Annotated in this window: 20 protein-coding genes; 13 read left to right on the top strand and 7 right to left on the bottom strand. The window is 36.9% G+C overall.

Annotation, left to right across the window (positions count from 1 at the left end):
* Positions 1-4: 4 nt before the first annotated feature.
* Entirely contained in the window at positions 5-220 is a 216-nt protein-coding gene (locus tag LQ227_RS21185; RefSeq protein WP_230150919.1) for a hypothetical protein, read from the top strand.
* A gap of 481 nt (positions 221-701) precedes the next feature.
* Here the strand turns inward: LQ227_RS21185 and LQ227_RS21180 are convergent, their stop codons facing one another.
* The 5 genes from LQ227_RS21180 to LQ227_RS21160 all read right to left on the bottom strand — a co-directional run bounded on the left by LQ227_RS21180 (position 702) and on the right by LQ227_RS21160 (position 3496).
* A complete protein-coding gene (locus LQ227_RS21180) occupies positions 702-1478 on the bottom strand; it encodes an AraC family transcriptional regulator (RefSeq protein WP_230150917.1) in 777 nt (258 codons plus the stop codon).
* 128 nt (positions 1479-1606) lie between these two features.
* Complete coding sequence (locus tag LQ227_RS21175; protein WP_230146700.1) at positions 1607-1801, bottom strand: cold-shock protein; 195 nt, start codon at positions 1799-1801, stop codon at positions 1607-1609.
* 117 nt (positions 1802-1918) lie between these two features.
* Positions 1919-2116 carry a cold-shock protein gene (locus LQ227_RS21170; RefSeq protein WP_215128475.1) on the bottom strand — a complete coding sequence of 66 codons (198 nt, stop codon included), beginning with the start codon at positions 2114-2116 and terminating at the stop codon, positions 1919-1921.
* 7 nt (positions 2117-2123) lie between these two features.
* Positions 2124-2309 carry a cold-shock protein gene (locus LQ227_RS21165; RefSeq protein WP_029279505.1) on the bottom strand — a complete coding sequence of 62 codons (186 nt, stop codon included), beginning with the start codon at positions 2307-2309 and terminating at the stop codon, positions 2124-2126.
* A 962-nt stretch (positions 2310-3271) separates the two neighbouring features.
* Entirely contained in the window at positions 3272-3496 is a 225-nt protein-coding gene (locus tag LQ227_RS21160; protein ID WP_230146106.1) for a cold shock domain-containing protein, read from the bottom strand.
* 287 nt (positions 3497-3783) lie between these two features.
* On the opposite strand from LQ227_RS21160, the gene LQ227_RS21155 reads away from it, so the two are divergent.
* The 3 genes from LQ227_RS21155 (at position 3784) to LQ227_RS21145 (ending at position 7695) form a co-directional block, all read left to right on the top strand.
* Positions 3784-6495 (top strand): PQQ-dependent sugar dehydrogenase, encoded by a 2712-nt coding sequence (locus LQ227_RS21155; RefSeq protein ID WP_230150914.1) that lies wholly within the window; start codon positions 3784-3786, stop codon positions 6493-6495.
* 235 nt (positions 6496-6730) lie between these two features.
* Positions 6731-7366, top strand: coding sequence for an HAD family phosphatase (locus LQ227_RS21150; RefSeq protein WP_230146108.1), 636 nt, complete (start codon positions 6731-6733; stop codon positions 7364-7366).
* Positions 7367-7374: 8 nt separating this feature from the next.
* Positions 7375-7695 carry a DUF962 domain-containing protein gene (locus LQ227_RS21145; RefSeq protein WP_029279495.1) on the top strand — a complete coding sequence of 107 codons (321 nt, stop codon included), beginning with the start codon at positions 7375-7377 and terminating at the stop codon, positions 7693-7695.
* 618 nt (positions 7696-8313) lie between these two features.
* On the opposite strand, the gene LQ227_RS21140 is transcribed toward LQ227_RS21145, so the two are convergent.
* The gene (locus tag LQ227_RS21140; RefSeq protein WP_230146109.1) at positions 8314-9498 is read right to left on the bottom strand and encodes a proline dehydrogenase family protein; all 1185 of its coding nucleotides are present in this window, start codon (positions 9496-9498) and stop codon (positions 8314-8316) included.
* Positions 9499-9591: 93 nt separating this feature from the next.
* Here LQ227_RS21140 and LQ227_RS21135 point away from each other — a divergent pair, with 93 nt between their 5' ends.
* The 9 genes from LQ227_RS21135 (at position 9592) to LQ227_RS21095 (ending at position 18639) form a co-directional block, all read left to right on the top strand.
* On the top strand, positions 9592-9798 hold the full coding sequence (locus LQ227_RS21135; protein ID WP_029275915.1) for an RNA-binding S4 domain-containing protein: 207 nt from the start codon (positions 9592-9594) through the stop codon (positions 9796-9798).
* Entirely contained in the window at positions 9798-10856 is a 1059-nt protein-coding gene (gene aroB, locus LQ227_RS21130) for a 3-dehydroquinate synthase (protein ID WP_230146110.1), read from the top strand. The genes LQ227_RS21135 and aroB overlap by 1 nt, the downstream gene beginning before the upstream one ends.
* Before the next feature lies 1 nt (position 10857).
* Entirely contained in the window at positions 10858-11820 is a 963-nt protein-coding gene (locus LQ227_RS21125; RefSeq protein WP_230150911.1) for a sterol desaturase family protein, read from the top strand.
* A gap of 558 nt (positions 11821-12378) precedes the next feature.
* A complete protein-coding gene (locus tag LQ227_RS21120; protein WP_108201601.1) occupies positions 12379-13212 on the top strand; it encodes a prephenate dehydratase in 834 nt (277 codons plus the stop codon).
* 126 nt (positions 13213-13338) lie between these two features.
* Positions 13339-14478 (top strand): chorismate mutase, encoded by a 1140-nt coding sequence (locus LQ227_RS21115; protein WP_057934078.1) that lies wholly within the window; start codon positions 13339-13341, stop codon positions 14476-14478.
* 179 nt (positions 14479-14657) lie between these two features.
* Positions 14658-15947 (top strand): 3-phosphoshikimate 1-carboxyvinyltransferase, encoded by a 1290-nt coding sequence (gene aroA, locus LQ227_RS21110; RefSeq protein WP_230146112.1) that lies wholly within the window; start codon positions 14658-14660, stop codon positions 15945-15947.
* A 95-nt stretch (positions 15948-16042) separates the two neighbouring features.
* A complete protein-coding gene (gene aroC / locus LQ227_RS21105; RefSeq protein WP_029275921.1) occupies positions 16043-17140 on the top strand; it encodes a chorismate synthase in 1098 nt (365 codons plus the stop codon).
* Between the two features lie 10 nt (positions 17141-17150).
* Positions 17151-17759 (top strand): DUF1684 domain-containing protein, encoded by a 609-nt coding sequence (locus LQ227_RS21100; RefSeq protein ID WP_230150908.1) that lies wholly within the window; start codon positions 17151-17153, stop codon positions 17757-17759.
* Positions 17760-17883: 124 nt separating this feature from the next.
* Positions 17884-18639, top strand: a complete 756-nt coding sequence (locus LQ227_RS21095; protein WP_230150905.1) for a LytTR family DNA-binding domain-containing protein — start codon at positions 17884-17886, stop codon at positions 18637-18639.
* A gap of 1 nt (position 18640) precedes the next feature.
* On the opposite strand, the gene LQ227_RS21090 is transcribed toward LQ227_RS21095, so the two are convergent.
* Positions 18641-20956 carry a tetratricopeptide repeat protein gene (locus LQ227_RS21090; protein ID WP_230150903.1) on the bottom strand — a complete coding sequence of 772 codons (2316 nt, stop codon included), beginning with the start codon at positions 20954-20956 and terminating at the stop codon, positions 18641-18643.
* Between the last annotated feature and the right edge of the window lie 140 nt (positions 20957-21096).

The following is a 21096-nucleotide window of genomic DNA, read 5'->3' as shown; positions in this document are numbered from 1 at the left end:
AAGAATGCTGATTTGGATTTGGAGCGCAGGATCTGTGCAAACCACCCAGTTCCTTCCCGTTTTCCGCTTTTACGCTTCGCTGCCTCCTACCTCGTTGCTGCAGGGTAACGCTTCAACCGGGGCTATTGGGCCAAAACAGTATTTCATTTTTGTGGTTGCAGGATGCGCACAAACCCTTGTTCCTAAACCCGATTGGAGCGGACATACCGATTCTTCATAGGTATAAAGCGTAAAGCGGGGCTGCAATCCGCCAAAAGAACTGCGCGTTCATTTTCTAATATTAATAAAAAAATTATCTCCTCGCTATGCTACAATATCAAATTCAAAAAAAAAAGTTGGTGAGACACTAACCTTGAAATTAATTTAGTTAAACTGCCAATAGAAATATTCATGTTCTTTAGCTGCTAAACTTACTAGACTTTTTATTTTACCTGCCCGAGATTATCGCAGACGCTTGCTTGTAAATACTAAAATACAACTTCGTAACATTATTAGGAATATTTTTTTTCTTTAAGCTAAGATTTTATAATTTAGCCGAGGCAAAATTGGTGCGGCTGATAAAATAGATGCAGTAAGCAAAACTTTACGCGTTAGGCGTGAAAGCAATTAATGTAGTGAGGTCTGGAAAACCTGTTTTCTAGAAGAGATGAAATCGAACTGCCGAACATTTCTTTGGCAGACGCACCAATTTTTCATTCAATTTAAGTCAGGCGGCTAAATTGAAGTACCGATATGCCTTTATGCCGCCTAAAACTCGTGCTAAAATTAGTGGTTTGTTCAAAACCCAATAATTCAGCTATTTCATCAACCGTATAATCACTATGAAGCAACAATTCTTCCGCTTCGCGCATTATCCGATCTTTGATGAGCACTGTTAAGCTTTTCCCAAGTACACGGTCTAAAAATTTATTCAATTTGCCAGGGCTCATCCCCATACCTTCCGCATAAAACTGAATTGACCTTTCTTGCTTATAAAATTGCTCCAAAATAGCCCTAAACCGCAATACCTGCTGTAAATCATCTAAGGTTAAAGCAGCGAGATAACCGTCTAAACCAGCCGTAAAACCCAGAAATAATGATAAGTATTGCGCTAAAAAGGACATATCTTTTTTAATATTGATTTCTTTTTTTAGCTGATCGAGCAAACTATAAGTTTTAGTTGATTTATGCGGATCGAGATCCCTTAAAGACAAATTTAAGAAGAGATTCTTAGCCTGTGGATCCAAGTGCTGAAGTAAAAATTCTGCATATAATAAACTGCTAAAACTGAGCCAATAACCTGAGGTAATTTCTCCTTCGAGCCTAACCAGGCCCTCCTCCGGAATAAAAAATATCCTGCCGTTTAACAAGGGGTAATCGCCAGAATTCATGCACAAAAAGCCTTTCCCCTCACGTACAATCAACATACGCATAGGGTATATTGCCTGCAACGCACGTTCTCTTTTAAAAAAACCGGTAATTGGCTCTAGCTGTATCATAAACTTAAGGATAAACAACAGTAAGACCAAAGTTATCAGATTTGGTTACAAGTTGCTAAAATAATCTATTATAACGATTAAATTCCATCTGTAATACAGGCTATAAGAATCGAAGCATCAACCAATCATTATTCCTTCGGCTCAATAATTAACAAATTTATTGCGATTGATAATGTTTGATGCAATTCGAAAGAAACCTTTAAACCCTTTTTTAGATTAAATCCATTTATTGGGCCGCTTTGATAAAACAGAACTTCTTCTCCAATATCGTTCCTGATTTTCCCAAAGCCTTCAGTTTCATTATAATAATCTATTGTTCCCATTTCTTTTGTCACCATTTCGAACTTTTGCGTTAACTAATACATAGTTAACCCAAAAAACTGTGCCAAATAATAAATAGACCGTAATATAATATAAAAAGAACCGACTGTAAGGCCTACCTATGCAGATAGCACCATCACTTTAATGGCCTCGATACCACTTTGTGTAAATTCGATTTCAAACTGAACAATATTATTGGGCTTTATCGGATCGATTACGCCGCGGGCAAAAACACTCACTTCGCGCCCACCATTTGACGGAGTAATACTGCCAACACCTTCTTTAGGGTTATAAAACTTTACGGTACCTAATCTCATTGCACCATTAAATCAGTTTTACATCAACCGCATTGGGGCCTTTTTTCCCTTGTGCTATTTCGAACTCTACCCGATCATTCTGGCTTATTTTATCAACCAAGCCTGTTACATGAACAAAAACTTCTTCTCCGTCTTCTGTTATAATGAAGCCAAAACCTTTAGATTCATTGTAAAATTTTACTGTTCCTTGCATTTAATTTAGATTTAATACAATAAACATACAAAAACTCAAAAAGTTTTAGCAATTAAATAGATTTCTATACCAAATCTATAGATCAAGCGACAATTAATGATGATTTTAATATTCAAACAAACAAAGCACATATAAACAAAAAAAAGTCGTAGACTGAATCAGCAACTTAGCTATTTTATTCCGTTACACTAAGTATTGACTAAGCGAATTTGGATCAAAAAACCAACAAAAACAGACACGCTTTACCAGAATTGATATTACGATTGACATAATATAAGGAATACAAGTCCTTAATAGAGAAATTTGTAAAAACTGCTCCTATTAATAAGCGCTCACCTTACATTATTATTGCGCATTGCAAAACAACCCTAAATGCTACAAGGCTGTTGTGAATACCAGAAAATGAATTCTTTTTTTATCCGGATACCGAATTTTGCCGCATCATCAAAATAAACCATTCGAAGAGAAAAATTTCTCTTGAAAAAAGTATTTGAAAGTTGAAACTAACCCTTTTTTCCGCTAAAAATCACAAAGAAAACACTAAAACCACCCAAAAGGAAAACTATTCCAAGAATCAAATTTACTTTATCGCCCATTCTGTAAGTTACAGATTAAAATCAGAATGACAATAGGCTGACACAAAATAATTAAAAAAACAACTTAAAGTTGTATGATTTTCAATTTTTATAGCTTTTTCACACTAATTCCGATGAGTCCGGTTGATGATGAGATAAGCTGATAACTGACCCGATCACCAATTTTTAGTCCTTTGAGCCTAAGAACCAGAACCCGCTTTTTAAGCTGATCATCTTCTAAAAAACAGATAGGCCTATCCTTATGAAATGCGACTATGGTTCCCTTTGCCATGCGTATGAAATCAATTATTTTATCATAACTGATTTTAAATCGCCTAAACGGGACACTCTTAGAAGAGATTAAGCAGAATTTTAAAATCGAAATCTTTATATTAAAATTTTGGGCCTCGCCTTAAGTTTAACTATACCCATTATGTTTTTAGCAACTATTCCTCTTTTCGTAATAGCAGTATCAAATTCGACTGTACTTCCAACATACAAACCTTTAGCTTTGCAATCTACTATATCAAAATAGATGCTTTCTAAAACCAAATATTGAGAGATTAAACCGAAACCTCTTTCTTTATTGTAAGCTGTTATTACTCCAGTCATCGTAGTATTGTTAGCGTGCATACCTACATAAAGCTAACATTACCAGTACAATACCTATTAAACAGTAGAGATTATTAACAAAAAAATAGATAACCTTAATAAATCTGTTGATGTATGTATTTTGACCAAAAACGTTTTATAATTTCATTTTGGATCCATTCAATATACAATTCAACCGCCCTATAAATAACTAATTCTATTTTAACATTATTCGCATAAATTTTGATACAATACTTCAGGCTATAAAACTATATCCTATATTTATTCAAAATACCTTAATCAAATAAATGAAAACAACTTTTACGCTACTGTTATCTGCCATTGCATTTGTATTAATATCGGCAACAACACTGAACAAAAACATTTACGAAAGCAGGGCTTTCGATTTTTTCCCAAAATATAAAATAGACACACCAGATCAGGATCGTTTTGTAAAAGTGACCCTTGCTCAAGGAGAATTTACAGAACCTACAGAAATGACCATCCTCCCTAACCTGGATATTTTGGTAGCACAACGCAGAGGTGAAGTATTGATTTATAAAAACCAGACCAAAAAAATCAAAGAAGCTGGTAAACTTGATGTTTATTTTAAAACCAACACCCCTAATGTTAATGCGGAAGAAGGTTTATTGGGCATGGCTGCCGACCCAAAATTTGCCATAAACAATTATGTTTATCTTTTTTATAGCCCTTTTGATAAATCTGTAAACCGATTATCAAGGTTTAAACTGGTAAACGATCAGATTGTAAAAGAATCAGAAAAGATCGTTTTAGAATTCTATTCTCAGCGCGAAATCTGCTGCCATACCGGAGGATCTATTGCTTTTGGTTCAGACAATTTACTTTATGTATCTACTGGTGATAATTCTACTCCTTTTGATGCCCCAAAACAGAAATATGTAAATAAAGGTTATGCGCCGCTTGATAACAGAAAAGGTTTTGAACAATACGATGCCAGAAGATCGGCTGGAAACACAAACGATTTGAGAGGTAAAATCTTAAGGATCAAGGTAAATGAAGATGGTACTTACAGCATCCCGGAGGGTAACCTTTTCCCGAAAAATGATCCAAAATCTAAACCGGAAATTTATGTAATGGGTGATCGAAATCCTTACAGGATTTCAGTAGATCAAAAAACTAATTTTTTATATTGGGGAGAAGTTGGTCCGGATGCTTCCAATGACGACGCTTTAAGAGGCCCCAGAGGATATGATGAAGTAAACCAGGCAAGAAAGGCTGGTAACTTTGGCTGGCCCTTATTTATAGGCAATAACTACCCATATAAAGCTTACGATTACACGAATGGAGCCAATGGCAACGCTTTTGATCCTGAAAAGCCAATTAACAATTCGCCAAACAATACAGGTTTAGAACAACTGCCACCTGCGCAACCTGCCTATATCTGGTATCCGTATGGCGAATCGAAAGAATTTCCACAGGTAGGTTCGGGCGGGCGTACCGCAATGGCCGGACCAGTTTATTATGCAACTGCAAACTCACCCTACCCCGCTTACTATAATGGAAAACTGATTATTTACGAATGGGTACGTGGATGGGTTAAAGCCGTTACGATGAATGCACAGGGTGATTACCTGAGCATGGAACCTTTTATGTCTAATGTTTCTTTAGCTGCACCTATTGATATGGAATTGGGGCCTGATGGAAAATTATACATTCTGGAGTATGGCAAAGGCTGGTTTACCAAAAACCCTGACGCAGCAATTACGAGGATCGATTATTTAAAAGGTAACCGACCACCATCAGTTGAAAGTTTAAATATTGCTAAAACAAGTGGATTACTTCCTTACAAATTAACCGCAACGGTTAAGGCTAAAGATCCAGACGGAGATGCTTTAACTTACATTTGGAACCTGGGAAAAGGAGTTACCAAAACTACAACCACGCCAAGTTTACAGTATACCTTTACTAAAGCGGGCGAATATCCGGTTAGCGTTACCGTAATTGATAAAAGTAAAGCTTCTGCAAAAAGCCAGGTTGTACCGGTATATGCAGGGAACGAGCACCCAACTGTAGCTATTGACTTAGCTGGAAACAAAAGCTTTTATTTTCCGAATAAACCAGTTGATTATAAAGTTTTAGTAAGCGATAAAGGTGCTAAAGTGAATAATAATCGCATATACATTTCAAATACTTATACAGAAGGGACAGATTTAGCTGGAGCAGAATTGGGCCACCAACAAGCAGCACAAACCCTTGTGGGTAAAACGATTATGTTAAAATCTGATTGTAGCACTTGCCACAAAGAGGCTGCTGTTTCCATTGGTCCTGCGTTTAATAAAATCGCAGCAAAATATAAAAACGATAGTAAAGCGGTTGATTATCTGGCTTCGAAGGTAATTGGCGGCAGTCAGGGTGTTTGGGGAGAAGTACCCATGCCTGCGCATACTGCGATGAAAGAAGCTGAAGTGAAAAAAATTACGGAGTGGATTATGACTTTAGGCAATAAAGAAGCAGTCAAAGCATCACTCCCAACTGCAGGCAAAATCATTCCACCAGCTGCTGCTGATAAGAAGAAATCGGTTTTAACTTTAAAGGCAACTTATACAGATGCAGGAGGTACAGCATTTAAAAAACCGTTAACCACAACAAAAGTAATCAACCTGAAAAGTAATGTAATTGATGCGGATGATATCAAAGATTTTGGCGGTTTTGAACGAAAAGATATCTATGGTGGTGAAAAACTTATTCTGACCAAAGCAAATGGTTGGATAGCCATTAAAAATGTTGATTTAACTGGCATTTCAGGATTTGGTTTTTCATTTTTAAATCTTGATCCTGGATCAGATGGTGAAATCGAGATCAGGTTAGATGATAGCAGAGGCATTATGATTGGCAAATCTACCTTTAGGAAAAGTATCCCGATCAATATGCTTTCAGATGGAAAATTCCATTCAATTTATTTTGTGTTCAAAGAGCTAAAAACCGGCGACAAAAAGAACAGACCGATTATTCAATCGATCACGGTAGAACCTAAATAGGTGTCTATAAATAAAATTATTTTGATGTTGCGTCATTCCCGCGAAGGCGGGAATCTTAATGCGAATAGAAAATACCACTAAAGCATTAAGATTCCCAATCAAGTTGGGAATGACGCATCTATAAAATATTACTCTCCAATTAAGTACTTCGGGTTTTTTATTGTAAAAAAATGCCGTTTAATACCCTCCATTAAATCAGCAATAATATCTTTGCAACAAATGCTAAAGGATTTCCATGCAAAACATTAAAAACATTATTTTTGATTACGGAAACGTAATATTTGATATCGATTTCAGAATTGCGCAAGCATCTTTTCAAAAGTTGGGCATTACCGACATCGAAAATTTCTTTGCCCATAAAGCACACAATCAATTATTTGATGACTTTGAAACCGGAGCAATTTCTCCTGCCGAATTTAGGACAGGAATTAGAAAGGCAGCGCGCAAACCAGACTTAACCGATAAACAGATTGATGATGCCTGGAACAGCTTATTGATCGGTACCATCCAGGAAAATCACGATTTATTACTTCGGGTAAAAGAAAAATACCGTACATTTTTGCTGAGCAACAATAACGAAATCCATTACGACTGGATTATCAATTACCTGAAAACCACTTTCGAAATCAATAATTACGATGCTTATTTTGAGAAAGCCTATTTTTCTCAACACATGAAACTGCGTAAACCCAACACCAATATTTTCGAACAGGTATTAAAAGACAATAATTTAGACCCTGCCGAAACTTTATTTATTGATGATAGTCCACAGCATATTGAAGGCGCAAAAAAAGTAGGTTTAAATGCCTTATTAATGACCGAAAAACCAGCTCAACTGGAAACTTTTTTAAAAGCAAACGGAATTTTGTAAATTAGTGTATGTCAGAAAAAAAGTTTAAGTCGCTAAAAGAGTTCTACCCTTTTTACTTGTCAGAACATACCAATACTACATCACGTATTTTACATTTTATTGGTACCGGATTGGTTTGCCTCGCTTTTTTTACAGGCTTTCTTTTCCACAACTGGCATTTCTTTTTGGCTATTCCTGTACTTGGATACGGCTTTGCGTGGGTTGGTCACTTTTTCTTCGAAAAAAACAAACCCGCTACTTTTCAATATCCGGGTTATAGTTTAGTAAGCGATTTTATATTGTTCTATGATCTCTTGACCGGGAAACAATCTTTTGTAGTGAAGAAATAATTCGGCGTAATTAAAAACGACCACTGGGCCTAAACTCGATCGATAGCTATCGGATGAAGCGGCATCCTTTTTGGCTGTCACCCTGAGGGGTAATTTATTGTATAAAAATCAATATGAATGACGCATATCTTTTTTTGCCCAGAGGCTCGTCCTTGCCTCGGCTCGCCGCCGCCGATGGGGCTCTTTCTTTTTGCTGTCAAAAAGAAACAAAAAACACCGGCTGAAAATTTTTCTTTCAAAGCTAGTGTGTAGGCTGGGTCGGTGGAGCCCGAAAAATTTGTTAGGCCGGATTTAAGTAGAACGGGGATACCGTGCTATGGCCTAGCTGGATGGAAATTCGACGGCGGCTAAAATATTGATTAATAGTTATTTACAGAATAACGTCAATGGTAGCGTAGTCGAAGGGCAGCCAAAAAGATACAGCGCAAAGCGAGGCTGCATGCCCCGAAGAACTGCTGCATGTTCATTTCAAAAAACAATGAAAAAAACTATAAAACATGAGATGCTGAACTAAATTCAGCATGACGATACGAAAACAAAAACAGTTGGCAATTTTCAGTTAACAGTATTTATTACCACCCAAAACTGAAAACCACCAACTGTTAACCGAAAGCTGAACTACAGTTTTCTTCTTTTTAATTCTCTTTCAATCAAACCCAGCTCACGACCTGTTTGCCCAGCAACTGATGTATTTTCCTGTGCTCTTCTGAACAGATAAGGCATTACTGCTTTAATAGGCCCGTAAGGAACATACTTTGCTACATTATAATTTGAATCGGCAAGGTTAAAACTCAAGTTATCACTCATCCCTAACAACTGGGCAAAATATACATGAGGGTGATTGTGGGAAATATTTTTTTCTTCTAAAAGATAAGTCAATAAACGGCTGCTATCTTCATTGTGCGTTCCTGCAACGATGGCAATTTCTTCAATATGATCTACACAATACCGTAAAGATTCGTTATAATCACGGTCAGATGCTGCTTTATCCGGTTGAATTGGCGAAGGATAACCCATTTCTACTGCACGTTTACGTTCTTTTTCCATATAGGCACCGCGAACCATTTTCACACCCAGAATAAAACCATCAGCTTTGGCGATTAAATGGTCGGCTTTCATATCGGCCAGTTTATCATGGCGGTACATTTGGTAGGTATTGTAAACAATAATACGCTCGCGGTTAAATTTACGCATCATATCCAAAGCCAGTTCATCAATGGTATTCTGGATCCAGGTTTCTTCTGCATCGATCATAATCGGCACATCTTTATCGAAAGCCGTTTTACAGATCATTTCGCAACGCAGTTTTACTTTTTCGTATTCTGCCTTTTCTGCATCATTTAAGGTTTCTTTAGCATCAAGCTTCTGCAATAAGGCAAAACGGCCAATACCGGTAATTTTGAAAACCGTGATCGGAATTTTGGCATCACCATCCGCGCGAACAATCGTACGGATAATCTCTGCACAGGTTTCATCAAAAACCTGTTCTTCCTCTTCCCCCTCAACCGAATAGTCTAAAATGGTACCTACACCACCTTTATGTAATTGTTCAATGGCTTTATCACATTCTGCAATGGTTTCGCCCCCACAAAATTGTTGAAATATAGTGGCTTTTATTGCACCCTGGATTGGTAAACCAATATTTAAAAAGAAATTGGTAATGGCAGGACCAACTTTGGTAAGGAAATTACTCCCTATCATTTTAAAAAGCCAATATGCTTTTTTTAATTCATTGTTAGATTTTTGACGGAAAGCAATTTCCGTATTGTCGAAATTTGGTTGTTTGTTGGGGGATAAATCCATTTTTATCTATTAATAAGTCAGATTGGTGCAAAATTATAAAAAGCATTGGTTGTTAAAACTAAAAACCTCTAAATAATCGTATTTTTGCACAAAATGATACAATTCAAATTAGAGGGCGAATTTATTCCATTAATCCAACTGTTAAAAGCAAGCGGATTGGTTGGGAGCGGCGGCGATGCCCAAACCGTGGTAGAAGATGGTTTAGTAAAAACTAACGGTGAGGTCGAATTCCGTAAACGTTATAAGGTTAGGGTTGGCGATATTATTACTTTTGGAGAAAACAAAATAGAAGTTATTTAATGGAACCACTAACCAGTGCAGGTCACACCCTATATTTCGAAAGTAATTTAGCAGCGCTAAAAACACTTTTGGAAAGTAACAAATACAGCAAAGTTTTTGTACTTGCTGATGAACATACCAGCGAAATCTGCTTGCCCCTATTTCAATCACTTTTAGATGATTATGCCGAATTTGACCTGATCGAAACTTCGGCAGGTGAAGAAAACAAAAACATCGATTTTTGTATCGGAATCTGGAAGACGCTTTTGGATTTTGAAGCAGACCGCAAAAGTTTAATGATCAATTTAGGTGGTGGTGTAATTACCGATATGGGCGGATTTATTGCCTCTACCTATAAAAGAGGAATCGATTTTATCAATGTACCTACTACCCTTTTATCGCAGGTTGATGCTTCGGTAGGTGGTAAAACCGGAATCGATATCGACAATGTAAAAAACATGGTAGGTACCTTTACCTTACCACAAATGGTTTTTATCGAAACAGCCTTTCTAAAAACTTTGCCACAACGTGAGCTTTTATCAGGTTTTGCCGAAATGATTAAACATGGCCTGATTTATGATAAGCCATATTACGAAAAATTAAAAGAAAGCAATTACTTAAGCCCTTCGGCACAAGATATTTACAGATCTGTAGAAATTAAAAATGAAGTAGTAACCATCGATCCGCATGAAAAAAACCTGCGTAAGATTTTAAACTTTGGGCATACCATTGGACATGCTGTAGAGGGTTACTCTTTGGCAAATGATGAAAACCCATTAACACATGGTGAAGCCATTGCCATAGGTTTTGTTTGTGAGGCTGCATTATCGATCAAAAACAGTACGTTAACTCAGGAGGAATTAAAGGATATTAGTGGATATATTTTATCCTTATACCCTAAATACCACATTAAAAAAGAAAGTTTCGATACACTTTTAGAACTGATGCAAAGTGATAAAAAGAATGAAGATGGAAACATTCTCTTTTCACTTTTAGAAACAACAGGTAAATGCACGTTTAACTGCCGTGTAAGTACCGCCGATATTTTGAGCAGTTTAGATTACTATAACAGTTTATAAAATGAATTTTACCGGAAGTGATATTTCTGTTGTTGGCCTATTTGGTTTCGTAATTGTTTTAACCTTGGTTGAAATGTATTTCAGCTATGCCCACGACAGAAAATTATATACCAAACGCGATACGTGGACCAATATCTACCTGATGACGGCTGCTATTGTGATTAATTTAGCAACAAAAACAGGTACTTTTTTTCTACTGCAGTACTGTTATCAATTCCGTTTGTTCCAAATCCCTAATATTTGGCTTTATTGGTTTGTTTTGATTTTAGCGCAGGATTTTCTGTATTGGTTTTTGCATACAGTTGGCCATTACGTACGCTTTTTCTGGGCGATGCACGTTACACATCACTCGTCTGAACACTTTAACCTAACCACAGGTTTCCGTTCAACCGTTTTCGAACCTTTGTACCGTGTTTTCTTTTATTTGCCCTTAGCATTTATGGGTTTCACGGCTGTTGATATTCTTTTTGCCTACCTGGTAACCCAAATTTATGGCAACCTGGTGCACACACAGTACAATATTAAGCTTCCAAAATGGTACGGGTATATTTTCGTAACGCCATCACACCACCGCGTGCACCATGCCAGCAATGTACGTTACCTAGACAAAAATATGGGTATGGTTTTAATTCTTTGGGATAGATGGTTCGGTACCTTTCAGGAGGAATTACCAGAAGATGTGGTTAAATATGGTTTAACTACTCAGCCTGAAGATACTGGTGCGGTTAACATTATTTTCCATGAGTTTATTGCATTGAGTGCTGATGTTAAAAAAGCACCAACTTTTATAGATAAAGTGAAATACATTTTTAACCCGCCGGGATGGAGCCATGATGGAAGCACTAAAATTGCTAAAATTATGCAACAGGAATTGCGTGAGGAGGAACAGAAAAAATACGAAGCCTTACAACAGGACAAAGTAAAAGGGCTTAACGATAGAGGAGAATTAAGTTCTACAGGATAAAAAATATTAATTTGTTTAATCTAAAGGTCTGTGTCTCCACAGACCTTTTTTGATATACCTTATCAATTGTTTTTTAGCCACAGATGTGCACAGATAAACACAGATGATGTTTTATTCGAAAAAATGCTGTCATTCTGAGCACAGCGAAGAATCCCTGACTGCAGTAAACTGGTATTTCTTCGCCTGTAGATGCTTCGTACCTCAGCATGACAACTTATCTGTGTTTATCCTTTTCATCTGTGGTTAACAATACCTAAACCATATAAAAATCCGTTTTTAAGCTATTTCCAGAAACAAAAAGACCCATCAAGAAATTAGTCCATTTTAAACAAAATTAAATTTTATTAAAAATATTTTCAATTTCCTATTGACAAATTAAATTTTGTTGCTACATTTGGCTCAACAAAAAAAGGATGAAAAATTTTAACACATATTACTTTGGTTACTTTTACTATTTTAGTGAGAGCCGGGGCTAATATGCAAAAAGATATATAACAATATTAAAATGTATAAAAAAGTCCCGGCAAACAGCCGGGACTTTTTTGTTTTAACGCAAAAATGGAAACGACAAAACGAGTAGCAATCCAGGGTATTAAAGCATCTTTCCACGAGGAGGCCGCCTACAAATTCTTTGGTAAAGACATTGAAACTGTTGAGTGTAATTCTTTTAAAGAAACCTGCGACAAGCTAGAGAAAAACGATGCCGATTTCGTAGTAATGGCTATCGAAAACTCTATTGCAGGCAGTTTATTGCCAAACTACACACTGATCAGAGATTTTGGTTTTTCGGTTGTAGGCGAGGTTTATTTACCTATCCAGTTGCACTTGATGGCGCTACCAGGCGTAAAGTTTGAAGATATTAAAGTGGTTACTTCACATCCTATCGCCATCCGCCAATGTATCGATTTCTTTTACGATTATCCACACATTAAAATCGTGGAGAGCAACGATACTGCTGCTTGTGCAAAACGTATCCAGGAAGAGCAATTAACGGATACCATGGCCATTGCAAACAGTTTAGCTGCAGAACTTTATGGCTTAAACATTTTAGAACGCCGTGTAGAATCGAACAAGAAAAACTATACCCGTTTTCTGATCCTTAAAAAGGATAAAACAGACGAAGGAAAGAAAATAAACAAAGCATCAATCTGTTTTCAGGTTGGGCACAAAGCAGGCTCATTGGCAACTGTGTTAAATATTTTCGCCGAACAGGATGTAAGCTTAACAAAAATACAATCTATGCCGGTTTTAGGTAAAAGAAACGAGTATTACTTTTACGTCGACTTAGAATGGCCAAGTACAGAAAAATATGATAAGGCCATTAGAAAGGCATTAAAATACACCTCGAACTTTAATATTCTGGGAGAGTACCAGAAGAACGATAAAGTATAAAAGTCGGGAGTCCTAAGTCGGGAGTCCGAAGACAAATAAGAGAACAAATCAACTCATAATATAAAATAATTAAAATATAACTCCGGACTTCCAAAAAGAACTACGGAATTTAAACACCCCATCATCATGAAACTTAATTTAAACATCCAACCATTAAACACCTGGTTAAACGTAAACAACGAACCATTAATCATTTCTGGTCCTTGTAGCGCAGAAACTGAAGAACAATTATTAACTACAGCACATTTATTGGCTGCTACCGGTAAAGTATCGGTATTGAGAGCCGGTATCTGGAAACCACGTACCCGTCCGGGAGAATTTGAAGGTATCGGAAGTATCGGTTTAGAGTGGTTAAAACGTGCTAAAGCAGAAACTGGTTTACCAACGGCTGTAGAGGTTGCAAATGCAAAACACGTTGAAGAGGCTTTAGCAGCTGGTGTAGATATCCTTTGGATTGGTGCACGTTCTACTGTAAACCCCTTCACTGTTCAGGAAATTGCTGATGCTTTAAAAGGCCATGATGTTCCGGTATTGATCAAAAACCCAGTTAACCCAGATTTACAGTTATGGATCGGTGCAATTGAGCGTATCAATGGCGCTGGAATTACTAAAATCGGTGCTATTCACCGCGGTTTCTCATCATTCGAGAAAAGTTCTTTCCGTAACGAACCAATGTGGGAACTTGCTATTCAATTAAAAACACTTTGCCCTGAATTACCGATCATCAACGATCCAAGCCATATTTGCGGTAACCGTGAGTTAATCCCTTACATTTCTCAAAAAGCATTAGATTTAGATATGCAAGGTTTAATGATCGAATCTCACGTAGATCCTTCAGTTGCCTGGACAGATGCTAAACAACAAGTTACTCCTGCTGCTTTAGCTGAATTGGTTGACCGTTTAACTGTACGTGAACCAGAAGCACCAAATGAAGCTTTCGCTGATAAATTAGCCGACCTGCGTAAATCAATCGATAAAATTGACGATATCTTATTACAGAAATTAGGCGAGCGTATGGCTATTGTAGAGAAAATTGGTGAGTTTAAACGCGATAACCAGGTAACTATTTTACAGGTTAACCGTTGGGATGCCATCATTAAAAAAGGTCATGCTTTTGCAAAAGCTTTAAAATTAGACTTAAACTTTACTGAGAAATTCTTAGAATTGATGCACGGGGAATCAATCCGTAAACAAACTGAAATTATGAATGCTGGCAAAGCTGAACAAGGTATTGCTGCTGAGCAACATACTGAGGTTAAAGCGTAATTGAGGTTATAAGCTGAAAGACTAAAGCTGAAAGCTAAGTTTAACAGTGGTGTCATCCTGAGCCTGTCGAAGGACTTACGATAGTTTTCGACTAACTCAATATGATATTAAAAACAAATATAATGTAGTGTCAGGTGTTTCCATCTGACACTTACATTTAAGAATAAAAACAGAATAAAATGTCGAAAAACGCCTTAGTTTCTTTTAAAGGAACCAAGAATATTAATACGGAAATCCAATTAACAGGCTCGAAAAGCGAATGCAACAGGGCTTTAATTATTAGTGCTTTAAGCAAGAAACTGGTTAAAGTTGAAAACCTTTCCAATGCTGCCGATACGGTAACCTTAAATGGCATCCTAAACAAGTTGGGAGTTGAGACTAGTGAGTTGGGAGCAGACTCTAAACTGAAAGCTGCAAACTCCGAACTGGTTGACGTTGGTCCTGCAGGAACCGCTATGCGTTTCTTATCGGCTTATCTTTCGGCTAAAAACGGCAATTTCTTACTTACCGGAACCGAACGGATGAAACAGCGCCCCATTGGTATCTTGGCAGAGGCTTTAAAAACCATCGGCGCCGATATTTCTTATGCAGAAGCTGAAGGTTTCCCTCCATTGAATATTGTTGGCCCTTTAAATCAAAAAACTGCTGAAGTTAAAATTAAAGGCGATATCAGCAGTCAATATATTTCGGCCTTGCTGATGATTGCTCCTATCCTACCTCAGGGTTTAACTTTAGAAATTGAAGGTGAGCTTACCTCTAAACCATATGTAGATATGACTTTAGATATGTTGGCTGAAGTTGGCATTGCACATTCCTGGAACGGAAATTCAATTTCCATCAAACCACAGGTATTTAAACCTGGTACTTTGGTTGTTGAGCCCGACTGGAGTGCAGCATCATATTGGTATAGCATTGCAGCTTTAGCTGTTGAAGCAGAAATTAGTTTACCTGCATTAAAAGAGAAAAGTTTGCAGGGTGATAGCCAGATCAAAAATATCATGAAGATTTTTGGCATCGCTACCAGCAAAACTGATAAAGGAATCGCCATTAGCAACTTAGGCCTTTCTTTAGAGACTAAAGAAGTTTTAGATTTAAAAACCTGTCCGGATTTAGCACAAACTATTGTAGTTATTGCAGCCGCATTGGGCAAAAATATGTCTTTTACAGGCTTAGAAACCTTAAAAATTAAAGAAACAGACCGTATTGCAGCGCTTCAGAATGAATTGGCTAAAATAGGCGTTACTTTTACAGAAGATAATCTGGTTTATACCTTAAATACAGACAACCTTCATTTTCCGGATAAAGTTACTTTTGCAACCTACGAGGACCACCGTATGGCGATGGCTTTTGCACCACTTGCTTTATTGATTAACGAAGTTGAAATTGAAGAAATGCAGGTAGTAGAAAAATCTTATCCGTATTATTGGGAAGATTTGAAAAAAGCGGGATTTGATATTAGTATCAAGTAAAAAGTATCAAGAACCAAGTTTAAAGAACCAAGTATAAAGATTGGATGTTAAAATCCATTCAATAATTTAATCAATCTATAATTCAATCAAAAATAATGGCAGGCAACTCATTCGGACAACTATTTCGCATCACAACCTTTGGCGAATCTCATGGCGTAGCCATTGGGGTAATTATTGATGGCTGTCCGGCGCAATTGGATATCGATATGGATTTTATCCAATCAGAACTTGACAAACGTAAACCTGGTCAATCCAAAATCACCACTCAAAGAAAAGAAAGCGATACCGTTCAGATTTTATCGGGTGTATTTGAAGGAAAAAGTACGGGTACGCCAATTGCACTTTTAATTCCAAACGAGGATCAACGATCAAAAGATTACGGTCATAATGTTGATGTTTACCGTCCCAGCCATGCCGATTATGTTTATGATGCAAAATATGGCATCCGCGATCACCGTGGCGGAGGTCGCTCTTCTGCCCGCGAAACTGCTGCCCGTGTAGCTGCTGGTGCTATTGCAAAGCTGTTTTTAAAACAACAGGGCATTGAAATTTTCGCACACGTAACTTCGGTAGGTACAATAGAAGCCCCTAATTTAGAAAGCAATGATTTATCCGCTTTATTGCAAATTAGGGAAGAAAATATTGTGCGTTGTGCTGATCCTGCAACTGCACACGAAATGATTGAGTTTATTGATGCCGTTCGTAAAGATGGCGATACCGTTGGCGGAAAAATAGGTTGTGTAGTAAAAGGCTGCCCTGCAGGTTTAGGTGAGCCTGTTTTTGATAAATTACATGCCGATTTAGGTAAAGCTATGCTCAGTATTAATGCTGTTCATGGTTTCGAATATGGCTCTGGTTTTGCCGGAAGTGAATTAAGAGGATCGCAACACAATGATATTCCTCAGCCAAAAGCAGCCGATTCGAAAGTTTTTAAAACCACAACCAATTATGCCGGTGGTATTTTAGGTGGCATTTCTAACGGAATGGACATTACTTTCAAAGTAGCTTTTAAGCCTGTTGCAACCATTATGCATAACCAACAAACCATCAATGCTGCTGGTGAAGCTTCGGAGATTAAAGGCAAGGGCCGACATGATCCTTGTGTAGTGCCCAGAGCAGTAGTAATTGTTGAGGCCATGGCTGCATTGGTTTTAGCTGATCAGTTTCTAAGAAACAAAGCAAGTATTATATAATTTTTTGTTAATGAGAATCATCACCTTCTTATTTCTATTGATCAGCATGAATAGCTTTGCACAAAGTTATGCTGATCAGATCGCCAAACATCGTGAAACCTATAAAGAGGATTTTATTAAAGATGAACGCTCACCTCTTAAGAAGAGCGACCTGCAAAATCTTCATTTTTATGAGGCAGACAGTGCTTATAAAATCTTGGCCGATGTAGAAATACTGAAGAATGAAAAAGTTTTCAAAATGCCTACTTTTAATGGCTCTAGCAGCGATTACTATAAATATGCACATGTAAACTTCGTTCTTGATGGCAAAAAAATCCAAATGACTTTATATAAAAGTGTTTCTTTATCAACGAACCCGGTTTATAAAGATCACCTCTTTCTGCCCTTTACTGATGAAACCAACAATAAGGAAACTTATGGCGGTGGCAGGTACATTGATCTGGATGCAAAAGAAATTGTAGATAATCACATCGAAATCGATTTTAATAAAGCCTACAATCCTTACTGTGCCTACAGTGACGGGTACCGTTGCCCAGTTCCTCCAGAAGAAAACGACCTGCAATTGGCGGTAAAAGCTGGCGAGAAATTATACACTGGTGAAAAGAAACACCAGAAATAAAAGTTAATGTTACGTTTATCCACAAAATGATACCTGATTGTATTATAATCCACATTTTAACGTAAATTACAAACATTAAGTAAAAATACGTGTTCTCTAACTAAATTACATAACCCATTCCTAAATGACGTACAGCTGTTTAATTGTTGATGATAATGAAATTGAAAGAGATGCCATAGAAATGCATCTAAAAAAAATCCCATCATTAAATATTATCGCTGTCTGTAGTAATGGTATAGAAGCTTCGCAAATTTTATCAACTACTTCTGTAGATATTGTTTATTCTGATATTGATATGCCGGAGCTTTCTGGCATGGATTTATTAAAAAGCCTGAAAAAACAACCGCTATTCATCTTTATCACTTCATTTAGTGAGTACGCGGCAGAGAGCTTTAATCTGGATGCATTGGATTTTATTGTTAAGCCCGCAACGTTCGAACGTATATTAAAAGCCACAAATAAAGCAATCGAGTATATTGAATTAAGGAAACAGGTAAATAAACTTCCCGTCGAAAACTTAAACAACGACGATAAAAAAGACGACGATTATTTCTTTTTTAGAGAGACCAAAGGCATAACCAAACTGAAATATAATGATGTAATTTATATTGAAAGTATGGGCGATTTTTCAAAGCTGTTTACCAGTATCGATAAACATGTTATTTTAGTAAGCCTAAAAAATCTAGAAAAGCAGTTGCCTTCAAAAATTTTCTCCAGAGTACACAAACAGTACATCATTAATATAAACCACATTGTAACCTTAACCAACCATGAGGTTCATTTAGATCATAACTTTCTTGTTCCGATAAGTGCTTCTAACAGGCAGGAATTATTGGAAAAATCAATTGACAAGAAAATTCTGTCGAGATTTTTAAAATAAGTTATTTTTTCAGAATTATTTTAAAACAACTTCCTCCTGTAGGATTAATATCGGCGCTGATTTTACCATCCATCAAGCTAATAAAGGTTCTGCAGAGCAATAAACCTAAACCTGTACCTTTTTCTTTATTGGTTCCTAATGTACTCACACCCGCGCCTAAATAGCCTGGCTTATTAAAATGCTCAACCTGTACAGGTGTTAAACCGATCCCTGTATCTGAAATTTTAATCTCAAGCACATTTCCGTTATGAATGGCACTAGTTGTGATTGTACCACCATCCGGCGTAAATTTAATGGCGTTACTGATGATATTTCGAATAACCAGCATGAACATATTCGAATCTGCTTTGCAAAATGTTTTGGTTGACACTAAATTCTGAATAGTTAAGTTTTTTTCGTTGGCGTTATCCCGCAAAGAAAGTATAACTTCATTAATCAGCTCATGAATATCCAACGATTCTAAATACGGGTTAAACCCCTGCATCTGGCTGGCGGCCCAATTAAGGAGATTCTCCATCATTGTAGAGGTATAGGTGAGGTTGTTTTTTAGTGATGCAGCATATCTGTTTAATTTTTCCTGTTCTATGTTACCGCCCTCTAACAACTGCATAAAGGAAATTAATGAATTTACAGGGGTACGCATATCGTGACTTACCACACTAAAAATACGGTCTTTAACCTTACTTAACTGCTCCAACTCCCGTTTCTGACTATTGATAATCTTATTTAACCTGGTTGTTTTCCGCTGATTAAAAAATATAACCACGGCAATAATCAGAATCAGTGTGGTGGCTATGGTGAGGAATAATTTTACACGTTCATCAAATTTAATCTGTTGTACCTGTTTACTAATCTGCTTATCCTTTATCCCGGCGGCCAACTTTGCCTCAAATTTGGCATTAGCAAATTTACTATCCTGAGCGAAACGCTGAATATCGAGATCAGCTTTTGCCTTTTGAAAAGTTAGGAGATCCAATGCTTTTTCTTTATCACTCAACACTAATTGTTGCCTTTTTAGCTCAAGTTCTTGTTGTTGTCTTTTTAACTCGCCTTCTGTAAGTTTTTGCTTCAATAAATAGTCGCGTTCCTTAATACCAAAATCGAGCTGCATCTGCCTTCGGGTAATTTCCTTTTCCTTTTCCTGATCGAAAATCTTATCTCTAACGGTAATATATTGCCTGTAATAGGCTAACGATTTATTATAGTCTTTTAGTTTTTCATATACCGTACTCAACCCTAAACTAGCTTGTTTTTCTATATCCAATAAGCTGTTTTCTTCGGCAATTTTTAAACTATTATTGAGTAATAGGGTGGCGTTTTCAAAATCGTTCTCTTTTTGGTAAAAGTTTCCCAAGGCATATAAACTTGAGGCATAGGCTTCTTTATCTTCTCCCGACTTATTTAACTCAACTGATTTTTGATACGATTTTAACGCCGCATCCTTCTGTCCTATTGAACTGTATAAATCGGCAAGATCTCGTTTAACAGTGGCTATTAAACCTATGTCTCCAATGGCTTCTGATACCCGCAAAGATTTGTTATAATACGCTAAGGCCAGTTTTATTTTCTGGTTAGGCAATACATCCATCTCCTTTAATTCACGATCTGAAGCCTCGAAATAATTGGTACCGATCAAGCCGTAAACAACGGCTACGCCTCTTGTATTTTCGCCTCCTTTAGCAAATACTTTCAGCGCCATGTTCATGTAAACCAAGGCCTGACTTTGATTACCCAAACTTTGGTAAATAGTAGAAATATTGGTATAACAACTTGCCATGTCGGTTTCGTTGCCCATTTTTTCGTAAATACTTATTGCCTTTTGGTTAACTTCTAAAGATTTTACATAATCGGGAATGCTGCCATATAAAGCCCCTAAATTGAGATAAGTTCCCGCAACCATATCTAAATTACCCACTGAAGAGAACTCAGCAGCTGCGTGATTATAATTCTCTTCTGCCTTTTGATAATTAGACCTACCGTGATACATTAAACCCCTACGATAGTAAGCCATTGCAGAGAATTTTTTTAGATTTTTCTCTTGCGAAAGCTGAATGGTTTTATCCACATATTCTTCCGCTTTATCTACATTTTTCATCCTCATGTATTGGCGGTAAACTTCCGTCAATATTTTGATTTTGGTGGAATCTGTTTTTAAATTCTTTTGATTTAAACTTAAAAGGCTATCCAGTTTTTTCTGCGGCGCACTCACCTGGCTAAAACTAGCCATGCATAAAAATGAGAAAAAGAGAAACAGCATGCCTTTTTTAGAAAAACACGCTTTACTAACGAACTGAGCATTTACAAGATAGCGCTTCATTTTCAGATCAAACCAATGATTTGTTTCTTCTATATAATACGCATAAAAAATCTTGAAAATTACAGCGTTTCATGTCCGGGCTGAGATAAAACATACTGAAATAACAAAATAGAATTTGGTTTATAAAAGTAGTTAAAAAA

Origin of the sequence: Pedobacter sp. Bi27, from assembly GCF_918698255.1 — a bacterium.
Classification (GTDB): Bacteria; Bacteroidota; Bacteroidia; order Sphingobacteriales; family Sphingobacteriaceae; genus Pedobacter.
Note: the sequence above shows the minus strand (reverse complement) of the source record. Positions and strands in the feature narration are given on the sequence as shown.

Excerpts from the sequence above, each read along its gene's own strand:
- LQ227_RS21095 (WP_230150905.1), top strand. The coding sequence starts at position 17,884 with ATGACGTACAGCTGTTTAATTGTTGATGATAATGAAATTGAAAGAGAT.
- LQ227_RS21090 (WP_230150903.1), bottom strand. The coding sequence starts at position 20,956 with ATGAAGCGCTATCTTGTAAATGCTCAGTTCGTTAGTAAAGCGTGTTTT.
- LQ227_RS21135 (WP_029275915.1), top strand. The coding sequence starts at position 9,592 with ATGATACAATTCAAATTAGAGGGCGAATTTATTCCATTAATCCAACTG.
- aroB (WP_230146110.1), top strand. The coding sequence starts at position 9,798 with ATGGAACCACTAACCAGTGCAGGTCACACCCTATATTTCGAAAGTAAT.
- LQ227_RS21180 (WP_230150917.1), bottom strand. The coding sequence starts at position 1,478 with ATGATACAGCTAGAGCCAATTACCGGTTTTTTTAAAAGAGAACGTGCG.
- LQ227_RS21165 (WP_029279505.1), bottom strand. The coding sequence starts at position 2,309 with ATGCAAGGAACAGTAAAATTTTACAATGAATCTAAAGGTTTTGGCTTC.
- LQ227_RS21170 (WP_215128475.1), bottom strand. The coding sequence starts at position 2,116 with ATGAGATTAGGTACCGTAAAGTTTTATAACCCTAAAGAAGGTGTTGGC.
- LQ227_RS21115 (WP_057934078.1), top strand. The coding sequence starts at position 13,339 with ATGAAACTTAATTTAAACATCCAACCATTAAACACCTGGTTAAACGTA.
- LQ227_RS21155 (WP_230150914.1), top strand. The coding sequence starts at position 3,784 with ATGAAAACAACTTTTACGCTACTGTTATCTGCCATTGCATTTGTATTA.
- LQ227_RS21185 (WP_230150919.1), top strand. The coding sequence starts at position 5 with ATGCTGATTTGGATTTGGAGCGCAGGATCTGTGCAAACCACCCAGTTC.
- LQ227_RS21140 (WP_230146109.1), bottom strand. The coding sequence starts at position 9,498 with ATGGATTTATCCCCCAACAAACAACCAAATTTCGACAATACGGAAATT.
- LQ227_RS21120 (WP_108201601.1), top strand. The coding sequence starts at position 12,379 with ATGGAAACGACAAAACGAGTAGCAATCCAGGGTATTAAAGCATCTTTC.
- LQ227_RS21150 (WP_230146108.1), top strand. The coding sequence starts at position 6,731 with ATGCAAAACATTAAAAACATTATTTTTGATTACGGAAACGTAATATTT.
- LQ227_RS21125 (WP_230150911.1), top strand. The coding sequence starts at position 10,858 with ATGAATTTTACCGGAAGTGATATTTCTGTTGTTGGCCTATTTGGTTTC.
- LQ227_RS21175 (WP_230146700.1), bottom strand. The coding sequence starts at position 1,801 with ATGGGAACAATAGATTATTATAATGAAACTGAAGGCTTTGGGAAAATC.
- aroA (WP_230146112.1), top strand. The coding sequence starts at position 14,658 with ATGTCGAAAAACGCCTTAGTTTCTTTTAAAGGAACCAAGAATATTAAT.
- LQ227_RS21145 (WP_029279495.1), top strand. The coding sequence starts at position 7,375 with ATGTCAGAAAAAAAGTTTAAGTCGCTAAAAGAGTTCTACCCTTTTTAC.
- LQ227_RS21160 (WP_230146106.1), bottom strand. The coding sequence starts at position 3,496 with ATGACTGGAGTAATAACAGCTTACAATAAAGAAAGAGGTTTCGGTTTA.
- aroC (WP_029275921.1), top strand. The coding sequence starts at position 16,043 with ATGGCAGGCAACTCATTCGGACAACTATTTCGCATCACAACCTTTGGC.
- LQ227_RS21100 (WP_230150908.1), top strand. The coding sequence starts at position 17,151 with ATGAGAATCATCACCTTCTTATTTCTATTGATCAGCATGAATAGCTTT.